This is a genomic window from Rhabdonatronobacter sediminivivens (genome assembly GCF_013415485.1).
Classification (GTDB): domain Bacteria; phylum Pseudomonadota; class Alphaproteobacteria; order Rhodobacterales; family Rhodobacteraceae; genus Rhabdonatronobacter; species Rhabdonatronobacter sediminivivens.
On sequence record NZ_JACBXS010000010.1, the window covers coordinates 41,142 to 57,781 of the forward strand.

General features: G+C 65.4%; 18 protein-coding genes and 1 riboswitch. Of the genes, 5 read left to right on the forward strand and 13 right to left on the reverse strand.

Annotation, left to right across the window (positions count from 1 at the left end):
- Positions 1-4: 4 nt before the first annotated feature.
- From HUK65_RS06640 to HUK65_RS06655, 4 genes are all read right to left on the reverse strand, one after another.
- Complete coding sequence (locus HUK65_RS06640; RefSeq protein WP_179905368.1) at positions 5-700, reverse strand: hypothetical protein; 696 nt, start codon at positions 698-700, stop codon at positions 5-7.
- Between the two features lie 376 nt (positions 701-1,076).
- Complete coding sequence (locus tag HUK65_RS06645; protein WP_179905369.1) at positions 1,077-1,394, reverse strand: HPF/RaiA family ribosome-associated protein; 318 nt, start codon at positions 1,392-1,394, stop codon at positions 1,077-1,079.
- Between the two features lie 37 nt (positions 1,395-1,431).
- Positions 1,432-1,938, reverse strand: a complete 507-nt coding sequence (locus tag HUK65_RS06650) for a dihydrofolate reductase (protein ID WP_179905370.1) — start codon at positions 1,936-1,938, stop codon at positions 1,432-1,434.
- Between the two features lie 103 nt (positions 1,939-2,041).
- Positions 2,042-2,821: a thymidylate synthase gene (locus HUK65_RS06655; RefSeq protein WP_179905371.1), complete on the reverse strand. Its 780-nt coding sequence runs from the start codon at positions 2,819-2,821 to the stop codon at positions 2,042-2,044.
- A 147-nt stretch (positions 2,822-2,968) separates the two neighbouring features.
- On the opposite strand from HUK65_RS06655, the gene HUK65_RS06660 reads away from it, so the two are divergent.
- Complete coding sequence (locus HUK65_RS06660; protein ID WP_179905372.1) at positions 2,969-3,391, forward strand: VOC family protein; 423 nt, start codon at positions 2,969-2,971, stop codon at positions 3,389-3,391.
- Between the two features lie 21 nt (positions 3,392-3,412).
- On the opposite strand, the gene HUK65_RS06665 is transcribed toward HUK65_RS06660, so the two are convergent.
- Positions 3,413-4,249 carry an ExeA family protein gene (locus HUK65_RS06665; protein WP_179905373.1) on the reverse strand — a complete coding sequence of 279 codons (837 nt, stop codon included), beginning with the start codon at positions 4,247-4,249 and terminating at the stop codon, positions 3,413-3,415.
- A 562-nt stretch (positions 4,250-4,811) separates the two neighbouring features.
- Here HUK65_RS06665 and HUK65_RS06670 point away from each other — a divergent pair.
- Positions 4,812-5,495, forward strand: a complete 684-nt coding sequence (locus HUK65_RS06670; protein ID WP_179905435.1) for a sugar transferase — start codon at positions 4,812-4,814, stop codon at positions 5,493-5,495.
- Positions 5,496-5,574: 79 nt separating this feature from the next.
- On the forward strand, positions 5,575-6,225 hold the full coding sequence (locus HUK65_RS06675) for a rhomboid family intramembrane serine protease (RefSeq protein ID WP_179905374.1): 651 nt from the start codon (positions 5,575-5,577) through the stop codon (positions 6,223-6,225).
- A gap of 6 nt (positions 6,226-6,231) precedes the next feature.
- On the opposite strand, the gene pgi is transcribed toward HUK65_RS06675, so the two are convergent.
- Both pgi and HUK65_RS06685 read right to left on the reverse strand, forming a co-directional pair.
- Complete coding sequence (pgi, locus tag HUK65_RS06680) at positions 6,232-7,842, reverse strand: glucose-6-phosphate isomerase (protein WP_179905375.1); 1,611 nt, start codon at positions 7,840-7,842, stop codon at positions 6,232-6,234.
- Between the two features lie 68 nt (positions 7,843-7,910).
- Complete coding sequence (locus HUK65_RS06685) at positions 7,911-8,831, reverse strand: LysR family transcriptional regulator (protein ID WP_179905376.1); 921 nt, start codon at positions 8,829-8,831, stop codon at positions 7,911-7,913.
- Positions 8,832-8,922: 91 nt separating this feature from the next.
- Here HUK65_RS06685 and metF point away from each other — a divergent pair, with 91 nt between their 5' ends.
- Together metF and HUK65_RS06695 are read left to right on the forward strand one after the other, a co-directional pair.
- Entirely contained in the window at positions 8,923-9,789 is an 867-nt protein-coding gene (gene metF / locus HUK65_RS06690; protein WP_179905377.1) for a methylenetetrahydrofolate reductase [NAD(P)H], read from the forward strand.
- Positions 9,790-9,987: 198 nt separating this feature from the next.
- Complete coding sequence (locus HUK65_RS06695; RefSeq protein ID WP_179905378.1) at positions 9,988-10,638, forward strand: hypothetical protein; 651 nt, start codon at positions 9,988-9,990, stop codon at positions 10,636-10,638.
- Positions 10,639-10,671: 33 nt separating this feature from the next.
- On the opposite strand, the gene HUK65_RS06700 is transcribed toward HUK65_RS06695, so the two are convergent.
- The 6 genes from HUK65_RS06700 to HUK65_RS06725 all read right to left on the reverse strand — a co-directional run bounded on the left by HUK65_RS06700 (position 10,672) and on the right by HUK65_RS06725 (position 16,624).
- Entirely contained in the window at positions 10,672-11,631 is a 960-nt protein-coding gene (locus tag HUK65_RS06700) for an acetyl-CoA carboxylase carboxyltransferase subunit alpha (RefSeq protein ID WP_179905379.1), read from the reverse strand.
- A gap of 64 nt (positions 11,632-11,695) precedes the next feature.
- Positions 11,696-12,796 carry a GTP cyclohydrolase FolE2 gene (gene folE2 / locus HUK65_RS06705; protein ID WP_179905380.1) on the reverse strand — a complete coding sequence of 367 codons (1,101 nt, stop codon included), beginning with the start codon at positions 12,794-12,796 and terminating at the stop codon, positions 11,696-11,698.
- Positions 12,797-12,881: 85 nt separating this feature from the next.
- Positions 12,882-14,075, reverse strand: a complete 1,194-nt coding sequence (gene metZ / locus HUK65_RS06710; protein WP_179905381.1) for an O-succinylhomoserine sulfhydrylase — start codon at positions 14,073-14,075, stop codon at positions 12,882-12,884.
- A gap of 62 nt (positions 14,076-14,137) precedes the next feature.
- A riboswitch (SAM riboswitch) is annotated at positions 14,138-14,215 on the reverse strand.
- Positions 14,216-14,403: 188 nt separating this feature from the next.
- On the reverse strand, positions 14,404-15,009 hold the full coding sequence (locus HUK65_RS06715; protein ID WP_179905382.1) for a pyridoxamine 5'-phosphate oxidase family protein: 606 nt from the start codon (positions 15,007-15,009) through the stop codon (positions 14,404-14,406).
- Complete coding sequence (locus HUK65_RS06720) at positions 15,006-15,755, reverse strand: lysophospholipid acyltransferase family protein (RefSeq protein ID WP_179905436.1); 750 nt, start codon at positions 15,753-15,755, stop codon at positions 15,006-15,008. Before HUK65_RS06720 ends, HUK65_RS06715 begins: the two co-directional genes overlap by 4 nt.
- A complete protein-coding gene (locus HUK65_RS06725) occupies positions 15,755-16,624 on the reverse strand; it encodes a cell division protein FtsX (RefSeq protein ID WP_179905437.1) in 870 nt (289 codons plus the stop codon). The genes HUK65_RS06720 and HUK65_RS06725 overlap by 1 nt, the downstream gene beginning before the upstream one ends.
- Between the last annotated feature and the right edge of the window lie 16 nt (positions 16,625-16,640).

The following is a 16,640-nucleotide window of genomic DNA, read 5'->3' on the forward strand; positions in this document are numbered from 1 at the left end:
GGGGTCACTGGCGTGCCCCGGACCGCGGGGTCGCCAGACCAAAGGCCGCTTCGCCGATCGGCGCCAGCGCCTGTTCGGCGCTACCCTCGATGCAATTGCGCAGCATGATGTCCAGCGCGGTGCTGCCCCGCGGCAGGGGCCGGGCGCCCGATGGGGCCCGCCGGAACGCCAGGACGCAGACAACCCCGTTGCCCATTTGCCGGGTGGTATGAACATAGCTGCCGTAACGGTCCTCGACGGTCATGAATTGCTGACCCGAGGTCGCGGCAAAGGGCGCCGGCGCGCCCCCGAAACGGGTCAGCACGTCCTCCATGACCAAGCGGTTCGGACTGGCACTGGCCGAGGTTTGCGCCCGCAGCAGGATCTTGTTCTCGCCCGCCAGGGACGTGCTGTTGGGCAGGGTGATCCGCTGCTCAAGCGCGCTGCCCAGATCGCGCTCCAGCACCAGCAATGCGTTGGAACTGTTCACATAGGCGCGCGAGGTCGGCACGATGGCGTATTGCGCAGTTGCCTCGGCGGTTTCGATCCGATCACTGGCCGGGAGGCCGAAATTGCGCTGCACCCCGGCCGTATCGCACCCGGCAACAAGCGCCACCAATGTCCCCAACGCAATCAGCGCGGCAACATGCAACCGTGTTGCCGCATGGGTACCGTGGCGCACAACGGCACCGAATACCCCGTCACAAGAGGCTCTCGTCATCTGCTCTGCCCTGCCCGATCAGGCACCTGGCATGCGCTTCGCCATCACGACTTTCGTGACAACTCACACCCGCCGACACCCTTTGACTCGTTACGATTTCTTGCCTGCACGTCTTTTTTGTTTGTTGTTTGGTAGCAAATCGGCGCGTTTCAGACAACGCCGGGGATTAAGGTCGCCTCAAAAGTTAATGAAGATAAAGCATTTTCGCCACAGTGATCTCTTTCGCGCAAACCGGCGAAGGGGTGGGCGGCGGGGTCCACGGCCCTGCGGCGCAACAATCTGTTGGGCAGCATGGCCCGGGGCACCCCCATATGCGCCAGGCCCGGGCCCTGCATGATCGCCAGATCACCCAGCGCCCGGGCCTGGCGCCACTGCGTCAGCGGCGTTGACGCAGCTTGCCCAGTTCCGTGTCAAGAACGTTGCGCAGCTTGTCCACCGCGCCCGAAACGGCCGAGGTGATATTGTCCGCATCATGGGTGGCCGACAGCGGCGCACGCCCCTGCAACCGGGCCTCGACCATGCAACGCTTGTCATCGGGGCCGGATTTATGGGCGTTCTGGTCCTGCAGATGCACCTCGATCCGCGTGATCGACTGGGACACCGCATCCAGCTTCGACTTGACCACCGATTCGACCATCTGCACCACATCCTGGCGCCCCTGGATGGTGTTGTCCGTATTTACCTGAATCTGCATACCTTCGGATCCTTTGGGATTTCATGATCCCGCAGCGCTATTCCCTTCCCGGCGCCGGGACAAGAGGGCGGCGCAGATACTCATGCGCCACGCAGACCGGAGGCACCTCGCGCAGCGGGAAGCTGCCCACCAGCGCCCATTCGCGCAGATCGAACTCCGGAAAGAACGTATCCGCCCCGGCAATGTCGATCTCCACCTCGGTCACGACCAGCCGCTCTGCAAGAGGCATCAGCGCGGCATAGATGCGCGCGCCACCCACACCATAGACCCGCGCATGTCCGGCGCGCTGCGCTTCGGCCAGGGCAGCGTCAATGCTCGCCACCACCGCCTGTGGCCCCTCAAGCGCGGTCGAGGACACCACGATGTTATGGCGGCGCGGCAGCGGACGGCGCGGGAGGCTCTCCCATGTCCGCCGCCCCATGATCAGCGCCCCGCCCAGGGTCTCGCGCTGGAAGAAGGCCAGATCCTCGGGCGCGTGCCAGGGGATTGCCCCCCCCAGCCCGATCGCCCCGTTCCGGCCCCGGGCGACCACAAGGCTCAGCATGCGCCCCCTCCTGCGAAGCACCACCGCCCGTCCCCCCCCGCCCGGCGCGGGCGCAAGGGTGGGTGGGTGGGGCGCCCGGGCCGGGCGGGGGGGGACGGGCGGATCACACCGCCACCGGGGCGCGGATCGCCGGATGCGGGTCATAGCCGGTGATCTCGAAATCGTCATAGCGGAACTCCAGGATATCCCGGACGTCGCGCCGAAACCGCAACTGCGGCAAGGGGCGCGGGCTACGCGACAGTTGCGTCTGCACCTGCTCCATATGGTTGGAATAGATATGCGCATCGCCGATGGCATGCACGAAATCCCCGGGCCGGTAGCCGGTGACATGGGCCAGCATCATCTGCAACGCGGCATAAGAGGCGATGTTGAACGGCACCCCCAGAAACATGTCCGCCGAACGCTGGTAAAGCTGCAGATGCAGCCGCCCGCCCAGCACCCGGACCTGCCACATGGTATGGCAGGGCGGCAATGCCATCTGCGGCACATCCACCGGGTTCCAGGCAGAAACGATCATCCGGCGGCTGTCGGGGGTGGTGCGGATGGTATCGACCAGCGCGGTGATCTGATCCATGCCCCCGAAATCACGCCACTGCTTGCCATAGACCGGTCCCAGATCGCCGTTGTCATCGGCCCATTCATCCCAGATCGATACGCCATTGCGCTGCAGATAGCCGATATTCGTATCGCCCGACAGGAACCACAGCAGCTCGTGCAGGACTGATTTCAGATGCACCTTCTTGGTGGTTACCAGCGGAAACCCCTGCTCCAGCGGGTAGCGCATCTGCAGTCCGAAATACGACAGCGTGCCCGTGCCGGTCCGATCATCCGAAGGCACGCCGTCCCGCAGGATCAACCGCAAGGCATCCAGATAGGTTTGCATGGCGTCCCCCGGCCTGTCGTTCCAGCCTTGTTTAGCGACAGCAGGCGTTGCTCTGCAACCGGGAACCGCCCTTGCCTCGCGCCCGCGCCCGGATAGACTCCTTTGGGCACGCACCGCCATGAACGAGAAAGAGAGAGAGAACGACCGATGAAATACCTGCACACGATGGTCCGGGTTCTGGACCTGGAGAAATCCATGGACTTCTACAGGCTTCTGGGGCTGGAGGAAACGCGCCGATACGAGAATGACCAGGGCCGTTTCACGCTGGTCTTCATGGCGCCCCCTGGCCAGCCCGAATGCCCGATCGAGCTGACCTGGAACTGGGACGGGGATGACGGCCTGCCCTCGGACAGCCGGCATTTCGGCCATATTGCCTATGCGGTCGAGGACATTTACGCGATCTGCCAGCACCTGATGGACAATGGCGTGACCATCAACCGCCCCCCGCGCGACGGGCGCATGGCCTTTGTGCGCTCTCCGGACAATATCTCCATCGAATTGCTGCAGCAGGGCAATGCGCTGGAGCCGCGCGAACCCTGGGCCAGCATGGGGAATACCGGCCACTGGTGACACAGCCGTGCCGGGGTTCCCTCAGGGCGGGGGCGCCCCGGCGCTGAAGAACAGCCCGTCATCCAGCACCGCCTGCACCGTCGCCCGGCGCACCATGGGCTGCTGTTCGGCAAAGGCGTAGGTCAACGACAGGTCGCAGAGCTGGTTGACCAGCCGCGGCACCCCGCCGGTGGCACTGTGCACCAGATCGGCGGCCTGTCGGCTGAAGGTCGAGGGCTGCCCGCCCGCCACCCGCAGGCGATGCGCGACATAGCCGGCAACCGTGTCCTGATCCATCACCGGAATATGGTAGTTGGCCGCCACACGCTGGGCGAACTGGATCAGCTCGGGGCGGCGCACCATGTCGCGCAACTCGGGCTGGCCAACCAGGAACAGCTGCAGCACATCCTCCTTGCCGATATTGATGTTGGTGAGCATGCGCAGCTCTTCCAGCGCCTCCAGGCTGAGGTTCTGCGCCTCGTCGATGATCAGGACGACCCGGCGCCCTTCGTTGTATTCGTTGATGAAGAACTCGCGCACCCTGCGAAAGGTGCGTTCATCGCCGGTGCTCTGGTTCGCCAGTTCGGGCAGCAGCCATTGCAGGATGTCGCGCGTGCCCGGGCGGGTGTTGGTGACCATCGAAAGGGTCACATCCTCGTCCAGATCCTCAACGAAATACTGCAGCAGCAATGTCTTGCCGGATCCGATTTCGCCGGTCAGCAGGGTGATGGGGGCATGGGTGTTCAGCCCGTATTGCAGCATCGCATAGGCGCCACGATGCGCATCTGTCCAGTACAGGAACTCCGGGTCAGGCGTCAGGGCGAAGGGACGCTGCGCAAAGCCGAAGAAATCCAGATAGGATGCGAGTCTGCTTGCCATCAGCGGGTACGCCGTTGTTCGGAGGTGCGGTTCATTGGGGAGGGTCTATAGGGCAAGGATGGCGAAAGTTGAAACAAATCCGGGCAGGAAGATGGTCAACGCGCTCCACGGTCGCGCGAAAACGCATGTTGCCGGGCCGGGCAGAGGCAAGTAGTTTCAACGCATCGGGGCCTGAATTTTCCATCACGTTGATTCGCGCATTTCTGAGAACTCATCCCTGAATTTACTAAAGATAAAGGCAATTCAACCCAGGGTTGTGGGGCAAACAAGACCACCCTTGCCCGGTCAATTTGACGCGCATGGGCGACAAAAGCGGTTACCACATAACAATTTGATTTTATTTAAAAATATAGGGTTTCCTGCAGCGAAACTATTTGTTCCGATCACATCTCGCCGACACCCATTTCCTTTTGTCTAAAATTGGGCACATAACCAATTCGTAACCATGCTCAAACGGCACTCGCATTACGAATGACGGCGCTGCGGGCTCTCATGAACCCAACCGCCGTGGCTCGTGCTTGGCCGGACTCTGCGCTCTGATCGGTGAATGATAATGATGATGATGACGCTCCACTTCCATAGCCTTCCGCAGCTGGAACGCGGCGAGACGCCCGCGGAAACGGCGCGTGGGTTTCGTCTCTATCGTCATGTCCTGAAGCGCCTCCTTGACCTTGTGTTCATCGCCCTTGCTCTGCCGGTAGTATTGCCCGTTATGGTGATTGTTGCGGCGGCATTGTGGCGCGAAGGAGGCAATCCGTTCTATGCGCAAAAAAGACTGGGGCAGAACGGCCGCGTCTTCTGGGTCTGGAAGTTCCGGACCATGGTGCGCGATGCTGACCGGGTGCTCGCTGATATCCTGAACGCCAACCCCGCCCTGCGGGATGAATGGGATCGCACGCAGAAGCTGCGCCAGGATCCGCGTGTCACGCCGCTGGGCCGGCTGCTGCGCCAGACCTCGCTGGATGAGTTGCCGCAACTCTTCAACGTGCTGCGTGGCGATATGAGCCTGGTCGGCCCGCGCCCCATGCTGCCCGAGCAGCTTCCCCTCTACGGCCATTATGCGCCCAGCTATTTCGCCCTGCGCCCCGGCCTGACCGGCCTGTGGCAGGTGTCCGAACGCAACGAGGCCGCGTTCATTCGCCGCGCCGAACTGGACGCCATCTATGAACGCGATGTCAGCTTTACCCGCGACCTGTCGGTGCTGGCCGCCACCGTGACCGTGGTGCTGCGCGGGACCGGATGCTGACCCGCGCATTGCGTGGAATTTACCGGGCGGCGATCGTTCGGCCTTGCAGCCTGCGCCGGGACCGGTCAGACCTTCGGGCATGAGTGATTTCGCCCGTCTGTCCAACCGGCCCAACGCGCCTGCCGTGCTCTGGCTGGTCGGTCTTACCTGCATCCCCGAAGCCATGTTCACCCTGCTGGGCGCCGATCTGATCGGCCAGGGCAATCTGCGCCAGGTCGCCATGGTCTATGGCGCCTTCTGGAACGGGCTGATCAGCGCCGGGTGGGAGGCGCTCTATCCCTTCCAGCGCGAGGTGATGTTCCTCAGCTATGCCTTTCTGCATGGCGGGTTCCTGCATCTGATCGGCAACATGATGGCGGTGCTGGCGCTGGGGGGGATCGTGGTGGCGCGGATCGGGCAGCAGGGGTTCCTGCTGCTCTATGTGCTGACCAGCATCGGCGGGGCGGCGGGGTTTGCGCTGCTGTCCTCCAGCACGGCGCCGATGGTGGGCGCGTCAGGCGCGGTGTTCGGGCTGATCGGCGCGTGGAAGTTCTGGGAATGGCAGTTGCGCCGCCATACCGGGGCGGCCATGGGGCCGCTGTGGCGGTCGCTGGCGGGGCTGGCGGGGCTGAACGTGCTGCTCTGGCTGCTGCTGTCGGGCCTGCTGGCGTGGGAGGCGCATCTGGGCGGCTTTCTGACCGGTGTGGCCTTCGCCGCGATTGTCACCCCCAGCCTGCGCTATCGGATCTGACCGCCCTCAGCCGTCGTGGCCCTGCACGAAACTCAGCAATTGCCGGGTCGAGCCGTCCTTGTCCACCGCACTGGCCTGCCCGTCCAGCACCGGGCCGAGGGATTGCGCCAGCTCCTTGCCCAGTTCTACCCCCCATTGATCAAAGGAATTCAGTCCCAGGATCACCCCTTCGACGAAAACCCGGTGTTCATAAAGCGCAATGATCTGGCCCAGCACAAAAGGTGTCAGCTGCGGATAGATCAGCGTGGTCGAGGGGCGGTTGCCCGGAAACACCCGGTGGCGGGCCTGTTCCTCCAGCGCCGCGCCCTCCAGCCCCTTGGCGGCCAGGGTCGCGCGGGCCTCGTCCAGCGACCGGCCGCGAAGCAGCGCCTCGGACTGGGCCAGACAATTGGCCACCAGCAGCCGGTGCTGATGCGCCAGATGCGGCTCATGCCCGCGCGCGGCCAGCAGGAATTCGCAGGGCACCACCCGCGTGCCCTGGTGGATCAGCTGGAAAAACGCGTGCTGGCCGTTGGTTCCCGGCTCGCCCCAGACCACGGGGCCGGAATGGCGCGGCAGGTCGCTGCCATCCAGCGCCACGCGCTTGCCGTTCGATTCCATCTCCAGCTGTTGCAGATAGGCCGGAAGCCGCGCCAGCCGCTGGTCATAGGGCAGCACCGCGCGGGTGGCATGGCCGCAGATCTGGTTGTGCCAGACCCCCACCAGCGCCAGCAGCACGGGCATGTTGGCGCCCAGGGGGGCGGTACGGAAATGGTCATCCATTGCACGGCCCCCGGCCAGGAATTCCCCGAACCGCTCCGCCCCCACGGCGATCATCAGCGCCAGCCCGATCGGCCCCCACAGGCTGTAGCGCCCGCCGACCCAATCCTCAAAGCCGAACACCCGTTCGGGCGCGATGCCGAAGGCCGCCGTGCGCTCCTGCGCGGTAGAGACAGCGGCGAATTGCGCGCCCGGGTCGCTGACCTTCGCCGCCATCCAGTCGCGGGCGGTTTGCGCGTTGGTCATGGTTTCGATGGTGGTGAAGGTCTTGGAGGCCACGATCACCAGCGTCCGTTCAGGGTCCAGCCTGGCCAGCACGTCCTGTATATGCGCCCCGTCCACGTTGGACACATAATGCACCCGCGGCCCGTCATGGAACGGCGCCAGCGCCAGCGTGGCCATGGCCGGGCCCAGGTCAGAGCCGCCGATACCGATATTGACCACATCGGTGATCCGCCCCGCCTGCCCCGCAAACCGCCCGCTGCGAACATCTTCGGCAAAGGCACAGGCGCGGGCGCGGGTCGCGCGGACCTGCGCCATCACATCAGCGCCATCGACCATGATCTGCGCATCATCCCCCGCCCGCAGGGCCACATGCAGCACGGCGCGGTCTTCGGTGGTGTTGATCCGCGCGCCGGTGAACATGGCCTCGCGCCGCGCCTCCAGCCCGGCGCCCTCGGCCAGGGCGACCAGCAAGGCGCGGGTTTCCGCGTCGATATTGGTCTTGGCGTAATCCAGCATCATCCCGTCGGAGTGCAGGGAGAACCCCTCGGCGCGTTTCGGGTCCATGAACAATTCCAGAATGGACCGGTCGCCGATGCGGGCGTGCTGTGCCTCCAGCTCTTGCCAGATATCCATGGGCGAGGCCTCCTTCGGATCGGTTACGCAGCGGGATAGCGCAAACACGACCGCTGATCCAGTAACGACTACCCCACCGGCTGCACTGTGCGTTGCAGTTTCAGCGGCTCGGTCCGGGCCAAGCGCAGGACATGCGCCATGAAGGGACGGGCCGAATCCTCGGTCCGCACGGCGGCATAAAGCCTGCGCGTCAGGCCCTGCGCCGTCAGCGGTTTGGTGACGTAATCGGCGTGGTAGCGGACCTCGCGCAGGACCCAGTCCGGCAACACCGCCACCCCGCGATTGGACGCCACCAGCAGCAGGATCACCGCTGTCAGCTCCACCTGACGCACCGCGCGGGGTTCAACCTTGGCCGGTGTCAGAAGCTGGGTGAACACGTCCAGCCGCGTGCGCTCCACCGGATAGGTGATCAGCGTCTGGTCGCGGAAATCCGCAGCCTCGATGAACGGTTTTCCGGCCAGCGGATGCGCGCGGGCGGCGACAAACACCGGTTCATAGTCGAAGAGCGGGATGAAATCGACACCGGGCAGATCCTCAGGGTCGGAGGAGATCACCAGATCCACCTCCTCGCGGCGCAGGGCGGGCAGGGCATCGAAGGCCAGGCCCGGGCGGATATCCACATCCACATCGGGCCAGGCGTGGCGGAACGCTTCCAGCACCGGAAACAGCCAGTCGAAACAGGCGTGGCATTCGATGGCGATATGCAGCCGCCCCGCATTGCCGCGCCGCAGCCCGGCGAATTCCTCCTCCAGCGCGGCGACGCGGGGCAGGATATCTTCGGCGGCACGCAGCATCTTCTGGCCTGCCGCCGACAGTTTCAGCGGCTTCGAGCGGCGCACGAACAGCTCTACCCCGGCCTGCTCCTCCAGCCCCTTCACCTGATGGCTCAGCGCCGACTGGGTCATGTTCAGAAGCTCGGCGGCGCGGGCCAGTCCGCCCGCCTGATGAATGGCGCGAATGGTGCGCAGATGGCGAAATTCGATGTGCATCCTGCGGTGCGCCTCATATTGATGTTGAAGATAATGAATTTGTCTCACATCCACGGCCATGCGACAAGGGCACAACAGTCAGGAGTGTCCCATGTCGCAGCCGCGCGTTTCCTTTGAGTTCTTCCCCCCCAAATCGCTGGAGGCCAGCTTCCGGCTTTGGGACACGGTGCGTATGCTGGCCCCGCTGGGGCCGGATTTCGTATCGGTCACCTATGGCGCGGGCGGCACCACCCGGCAGCTGACCCATGAGGCCGTGACCACCATCGGCCGTGAATTCGGGCTGAACGTGGCCGCGCATCTGACCTGCGTGGATGCCAGCCGGGCCGAGACGCTGGAGATCGCCCAAAGCTACGCCAAGGCCGGCGTGCGGGAGATCGTCGCCCTGCGCGGCGACCCGCCCAAGGATGCCGGCGGCTTCACCCCCCACCCCGAGGGCTTTGCCGATTCGGTGGAGCTGATCGAGGCGCTGGCCGCGACGGGTGATTTCCACCTGCGCGTGGGCGCCTATCCCGAGCCCCACCCCGAATCGGCAGATACCGCCGCCGATGTCGCCTGGCTGCAGCGCAAGTTCGGCGCCGGGGCCGACAGCGCCATCACCCAGTTCTTCTTTGAACCCGAAACTTTCCTGCGCTTCCGCGATGCCTGCGCGCGTGCCGGGATCGACAAGCCGGTGATCCCCGGCATCATCCCGATCGAGAATTGGACCGGCATCAGCAAGTTCGCCCGCGCCTGCGGGGCGTCCATTCCCGGCTGGATGGATGACGCCTTTGCCAAGGCCACCCGCGACGGGCGCGAGGATCTGCTGGCCACCGCGCTCTGCACCGAGTTGTGCGACCGGTTGCTGCGCGAAGGGGTGGATCAGTTGCATTTCTACACCCTCAACCGCGCGCATCTGACCCGCGATGTCTGCCATGCGCTGGGGCTGGTCCCGCAGGTGCAACTGGAAAAGGTCGCCTGAACCTGCCACCCCACGGACCGGACTGAGTCCTGTTTCCCCGGTCATGCAAGAGCGCCCGCGCAGGCCCGCGCCTGTTGCACGAAGGCGCCCTTTATCAACCACTTTTTCACCGTTTTACCCTCTTACTCCGGCAATGGAGACAACAGCAGGGAAGGGCGCATGGCGCCGTCATTCCCTGGCCTTGCCAGGAGGGTAACAGTGAAGAAACCGGCCCTGATCAGCATATTGGGCTTTGTCTGCGCCTTGTGCATCGGTCTGCCCCCAGCCAGCGCCGAGCCGGGCCGGTTCGGCCTGGGCGTGGGGGTGTCAACCATGGGGTTTTCGGTTGAACCGCGCTACCGGATCAATGACGCCATCGGCCTCAGGACGCCGATGGGCTTTGCAACTTTTTCGGACTCCATCGATTTCGAAGGCAACGCGTTCTCTGGCAATGTCCGGCTGGGCGGTGTGGCCCTGCTGACAGATTACGCCCTGCCCATGGGCGGGCTGCGCATCTCCGGGGGTGCCTTCATCTCCAACTACCGCGCCACGGGCAACGCGGCGGGGCAATTGACGATAGACGGCGTGACCTATGCCGAAGCCGAAGTGCAGGGACGCATCCGCACGCGTGACCGCATCAGCCCCATGGTCACGCTGGGCGCGGATCTGGGCACTGCCAGCGGCTGGCGCCTGTCAACCGATCTGGGCACCATCGTCACCCGCTTCGAAGGCCGCTTCACCGGCACCGAAACCAGCGGCGACCCGGGCTTCCCGCAGCGGCTGCAGAATTACGAAGACCGGATGAACGATGACCTGAGCAAGCTCAAGGTCCTGCCCTATGTCAGCGTGCAGGCGGTGTTTCAGTTCTGAGCGATAGAGACCACGCCGCCAGGGCAGCCCTGTTCAGGCCGCAAGCCCATGAGCGCCCATGTTCAGGAACTTGCGCCGCCGTTCGGCGACCAGCGTCGCTGCATCCTTGCCCTGCATCTCGCGCAGCATGGCCTTGGTTGCCGCGCCCACGGCCTTGATCGTCACCGCGCGCCCGCGCTGCGCACCGCCAAGCGGTTCCGGGATGATCCGGTCGATCACGCCCAGCTTGTGCAGATCCTGCGCGGTCAGGCGCAATGCCTCGGCGGCTTCGCGCATCTTTTCGGAATCCTTCCACAGGATCGACGCGCAGCCTTCGGGGCTGATCACCGAATAGACCGAATGTTCCAGCATCGCCACGCGGTTGGCTGTGGCCAGCGCCACCGCCCCGCCCGAGCCCCCCTCGCCGATCACCACCGACACCATGGGCACGCCGATTTCCAGGCATTTCTGGGTGCAGCGGGCAATGGCCTCGGCCTGGCCGCGTTCCTCGGCGCCCTTGCCGGGATAGGCGCCGGGCGTGTCCACAAGCGTGATCACGGGCAGGCCGAAGCGATGCGCCATGTCCATCAACCGGATCGCCTTGCGGTACCCTTCGGGCCGGGCCATGCCGAAATTGCGCTCCAGACGGGACTGGGTGTCCGTGCCCTTTTCCTGGCCAATCACCACCACCGGCTGGTCATCCAGCCGCGCCAGCCCGCCCATCACCGCGTGATCATCGGCGAAATTCCGGTCCCCGGCCAGCGGCGTGTATTCGGTGAACAGCGCGTCGATGTAATCCTTGCAATGGGGCCGGTCGGGGTGCCGCGCCACCTGGCATTTGCGCCAGGGCGTCAGCCCCTTGTAGAGGTCACGCAGCAGCTTTTCAGCTTTCTGGTCCAGCGCCGTGGCCTCATGGGCCACATCCATTTCGGGGTTGGCGCGGGCCATGGCGCGCAATTCGGTCGCCTTGCCTTCGATCTCGGCCAGCGATTTTTCGAATTCGAGGTAATTCATGTCATATCCCGGACCCTGTCAGCCCGGGATATATGCCCGCAGGTCGGCGTGATTGCAACGCGGTTCAGCCCACATGGAACAGGGTGTTGAACAGCTTTGGATCCAGGCTGTCGGCGGCGAAGGTCGGCCCTTCGGTCAGGATGCTCACCGCATCATGGCTGTGCAGGCTTTCCTGATGGCTGGCCACAACCCGGAAATCGCCGATGCGTGGGTCGGCCAGCAACTGCTTGCAAAATGACCGCGCGGCGTCTTCGACAAAGATCGGATTCGCGGCATTCAGCTCGGCAAAGGCCTGCTCATCCTCGCGCTTGACCATGACCTGGGTTTCGGTGGGCACGCCGGCGCGGCACAGTTCGATCAGATCCTCGAACCACAGCCGCTTGCCCGGCAGGGCCTCGATCGAAATCCGCGCGACCGAGCGTTGCGAATGCGGCGTGGCCAGCTGCCCGCGGCTCATGCGCGCGTGCTCGCTCAGTTCCAGCGAACAGGGGCAGGTCGAGGAATAGACATAGTCCAGATGCATGAACCGACGCCGCACGCCCTGCTGGTCGCACAGTTCCAGCGCAATGTCGTAATACTGATATCCCTCCAGCCCCGAGCGCAGGCTGCGCAGCTTCACCGGAAAGGAAAAGCGCATCTGGATGCGGGCGTCGAAACTGTCCAGATCGGATTTGTAATCATCCAGCGCCGCCTCGATCACGCCGAAGCTGAAGGTGCGCTCGGCATGGCCATAGAAGGTGCGCATGATCCGCGACATGTTGATGCCCTTCTTGCCGGCATCCAGGCTGACCGTCCCGGTGACACTGGTTTCCAGTGTCAGGTCGCCATTGTCGCGCGTGTGGAACCGAATCGGCAGGCGGAAGTTGGAGATACCGACATGCTGGATCGGCGCGCGCGCCCCCACGATCAGGCTGGACGGCCCGTTCTGCAGGTCCGGCAGACCGGCGCGGTAACCGACATCCGCGTCAAACGCATCGGGGTAACTGCGCGACAGCACGGGATAATCCACCGGCGGAGCATCGGGCAGCAGGCGTGCAACAACCGGGTCAAGCGCCGCAATCTCCTGGTCCTGAGCCTTTGCCGCCCAACGGCGCAGCACGTCGAGCGCGGCCTCTGCCTCGTCAAGGCTGGGCTGCAGGTCAACATCAGGCGTGTGCATGTTCATGAAGGCTATCCCCAGTTTCGCCGATAGACGCCAAGGATAGGCGTTTTCCGTGACGTTTCCACCCTGATACGCGCAGTTTCAGGATTCAGATCATGGCTAACGCTGCCTGCAGGTCATCGATCAGGTCCGCGGCATCCTCCAGCCCCACGCTGAACCGGATCAGCCCCGGCGTGATTCCCAGCGCCGCCTTGTCCGCATCCGACAGGCGCTGATGGGTGGTGGTGGCCGGATGGGTGGCAATGCTGCGGGCATCGCCCAGATTGTTGGAAATCACCGCAATCCGCAGCGCATCCAGCACCCTGAAGGCCGCCGCCTTGCCGCCGCGCACCTCCAGGGCCAGCATCGTGCCGTACCCGTCCATCTGCGCCCCCGCGATGGCGTGCTGCGGATGCCCCGGCAACCCGGGATATATCACGCGCGACAGCGCCGGATGCCCCTCCAGCACCTCGGCTATCCGCTGGGCGCTTGCGGTCTGGGCACGCACCCGCAGATCCAGCGTCTGCAACCCGTTGGCCATGACCCAGGCGTTGAACGGGCTGATGGCCCCGCCGGTATGCTTCATGTAGGGCTCGACCGTATTGCGGATGAAGTCGCGCGTCCCGCAGATCACCCCGCCCAGGCAGCGCCCCTGCCCGTCGATATGCTTGGTGGCGGAATAGATCACCACATCGGCGCCCAGCGCCACGGCCCGGCTGAAGACCGGCGTGGCAAAGACATTGTCCACCACGACAAGCGCCCCCGCCGCATGGGCCAACCGGCCAACAGCGTCCAGGTCGATCACCTCCAGCGTGGGGTTTGACACGGTTTCCAGAAATACCGCCTGCGCGCCACCCTGCAGAGCGGCCTCCCATTGCGCCAGATCGGTGCCATCCACAAAGACCACCTCGACCCCATAGCGCCGCAAGACCTGGTCGAGCACATAGTGGCACGAACCGAACAGCGCCCGCGCCGCCACCACCCGGTCCCCGGCACGCAGCATGGACATCAACGCGCCTGACACGGCGGCCATGCCGCTGGCGGTGGCAAAGGCGTCCTCGGTGCCCTCCAGCGCGGCGATCCGGTCCTCGAACACCGCCACGGTGGGATTACCGTAGCGGGCATAGATGAACTCATCCGGCCCGGTCTCCAGAAACCGCGCCTCGGCGCTGGCGGCATCGGGGTAGACAAAGCCCTGGGTCAGATACAACGCCTCGGCCACCTCGCCATACTGGCTGCGCCGCGCACCGTGATGCACCATCCGGGTCCGCCGCCCCCAGCCCTGCTGTCCATGATCCTGCATTGGCACCCCCTGCGCATCTTGGGGCCGACGTCGCGTGCCCCTCTTGTGACTGAACCCAGCCCGGGAAGGATGCCCAGGCCTCTTTAGCGGTCTGTTTAACGTGGCCCGCAATCCGGCAACAAATCACCACGCTTATTCCGCTACTGCCTCATGCAGCGCAGGTCAACACCGAAGCCCACGGCCCGGCGCCACGGCTTCATCTTGCCCCAAAAACCAAAACCCCAGCGCGGAACCGCCCGCCATGATGCCCCAATTCGCGCGCCAGCGCGCCCGGCCCAACCCCGGTCCGGGCGGCGCAAGCCGTCCTGCCGGGGGCGGGAGCACCCGCTCACCACATCGTGTCGCGCGCGCGGCCATGCCAGGCGGCGTCATAGGCGGCGCCGTCAAATCCGCCCGCGCTCACCTCGGCCACAACATCGCCGACGCTCGGCAAGCCCTCGGCGCAATTCCCGGCCTGCCACAGCCCGGCCCGCATCAACGCCCGGGCGCATTGGATGTAAACCTCGGCCAGGGTGAAATCGATCACCGTGCGCGGCGCCACCCCCTTGCGCGCGAAACTCTCCAGCAGCGCCGCGTCCCGGCTCAGCACCGCCCTGCCATTGCAGCGCACGACATTGTTCGACCCCGGCACCAGAAACATGAGCGACGCCCGCCCGTCCGCCACGATATTGCGCAGATTGTCCAGCCGGTTGTTGCCGCGCCAATCGGGCATCAGCAGCCGGCGCGGCCCGTCGATCCGCACCACCGGCCCGTCATCCCCGCGCGGGGTGGCCTGCACGCCCATTGGCCCCGCTGTGGACAGGATGCAAAAGCGCGACCGTTCAATCCAGCGCGCATAGGCGGGCGTCAGCTGCGGCGCAACCTTGTCCAGGCTTGCCCCCGAGGGCGTGCCATAGAGCGCCTCCAGCTCCTCCAGGCTTGTTACATGGCTCATGTGCGTTCCTCTCTCGCTCCGGGCGCAAATCCCGCCTCGGCCATCAGCGCGTCGGATCGCGCCTCGATCACCTCCTCCAGCTCGGCCAGAAACGCGCGCGGTGGACGTCCGGCGGGGATCGGGTCCAGAAACTCCACCACCGCCACCCCGGGCTTGCGATAAAACCCGTGGCGCGGCCAGAACACGCCCACATTGGTGGCCACCGGCACGCAATCCTGGCCGAGTTCCTGATACAGCACGGCTGTCCCCACCTTGTAGGGCAGATGCGCCCCGGGAGCCACCCGCGTGCCCTGCGGATAGATGATCAACTGGCCCGGCACCTCGGCCCCGTCGGCGACACGCTCCAGCATCTGGCGGATGGCATGGCCACGCTTGCCCCGGTCCACCGGCACGCAGCCGACCTTGAGCGCATACCAGCCCAGGAGCGGCGCCCAGACCAGTTGTTTCTTCATGATGAATCGCGGCCGGGGCAAGACCCCGAAAATCAGGATGATATCAAAGAAGGACTGATGCTTCGCCGCCACCAGCACCGGGCGATCCGGCACCTTGCCGCGCACTTCGGCACGCAACCCCACCATCCAGGCAGCGGACCAGCGCACATACCGGCAATAGGCATGGCAGGCGGTCAATGCATAGTCGCGATGAACAAGAACCAGCGGCGCGAAGGCAACGGCCAGCACCAGCATCGCCAGATACATCTGCCCGATGAACACAAGCGACCGGATCAGTTGCACCGCATAGCCCATCATGTCACCTCTCTGAGCACACGAAACGCCGCCACGCGCGTGGCCGCCCAGGCCACCAGCGCCGCCACCGGCGGGATTGCCAGCGGATAGAGCCATTCGATCCCGCGCAATCCGATCCCCGTCAACAGCCCCGCGCCGTCCTGGGCAGCCGGCATCGCCCATAGCGCCACCATCCCCAGCGCCACCCCCGCTGCGGCGCCGATCAGCGTGCGCAAGGTAAAGCGGCGCACAAAGGCGCGGGCAATGAAACTGTCACGCGCGCCCACCAGCCGCAAGACGGCGATGACGCGCGCATTGGTGGCCAGCGCCGCCATGGCGGCCAGCGTCACCATGGCCGCCGTGACCCCGCCGATCAACCCGATCGAGGCCAGCGCCAGCAGCCGCAGCCGCGCCGCGCCCTCGATCAGGGGGCGGCGCCAGCGGGTGTGATCATCCAGGATCGCGCCCGGCGCCTCGGCCGCCAGACGCAGGCGCAGGCCCATGCTGTCCACACCGCCGGGGGCCTCGATCACCTCGACCAGCCGCGGCAGGGTCAGCGCATCCATCGGCAGGTCCGGACCGAACCAGGGCTCCAGCAGGGCGGCCTGTTCGTCCTCGCCGATCACCCGGGCAGATTGCACCCCCGGCGTGGTGGCCAGCACCTCCAGCACGATGGCCGTCTGTTCCTCGATCTGGCCGGCAGGCGCGGCAATCCGCACCGTGGCGGTCTGCGCCAGGGCGGCCTGCCAGCGGTCGGCCAGCCGGTCCGCCGCCAGCGCCAGCGCCAGGGCGAACACGCATAGGAAGGCCATGGCAGCGGCGGTCAGCAGCGTCAGCCAGGCGCTCTGCCCCGATCCGGGCACCACCTGCGTTGCGCGCCGGTCGCGCACTGTCCGGGCCGCGCGC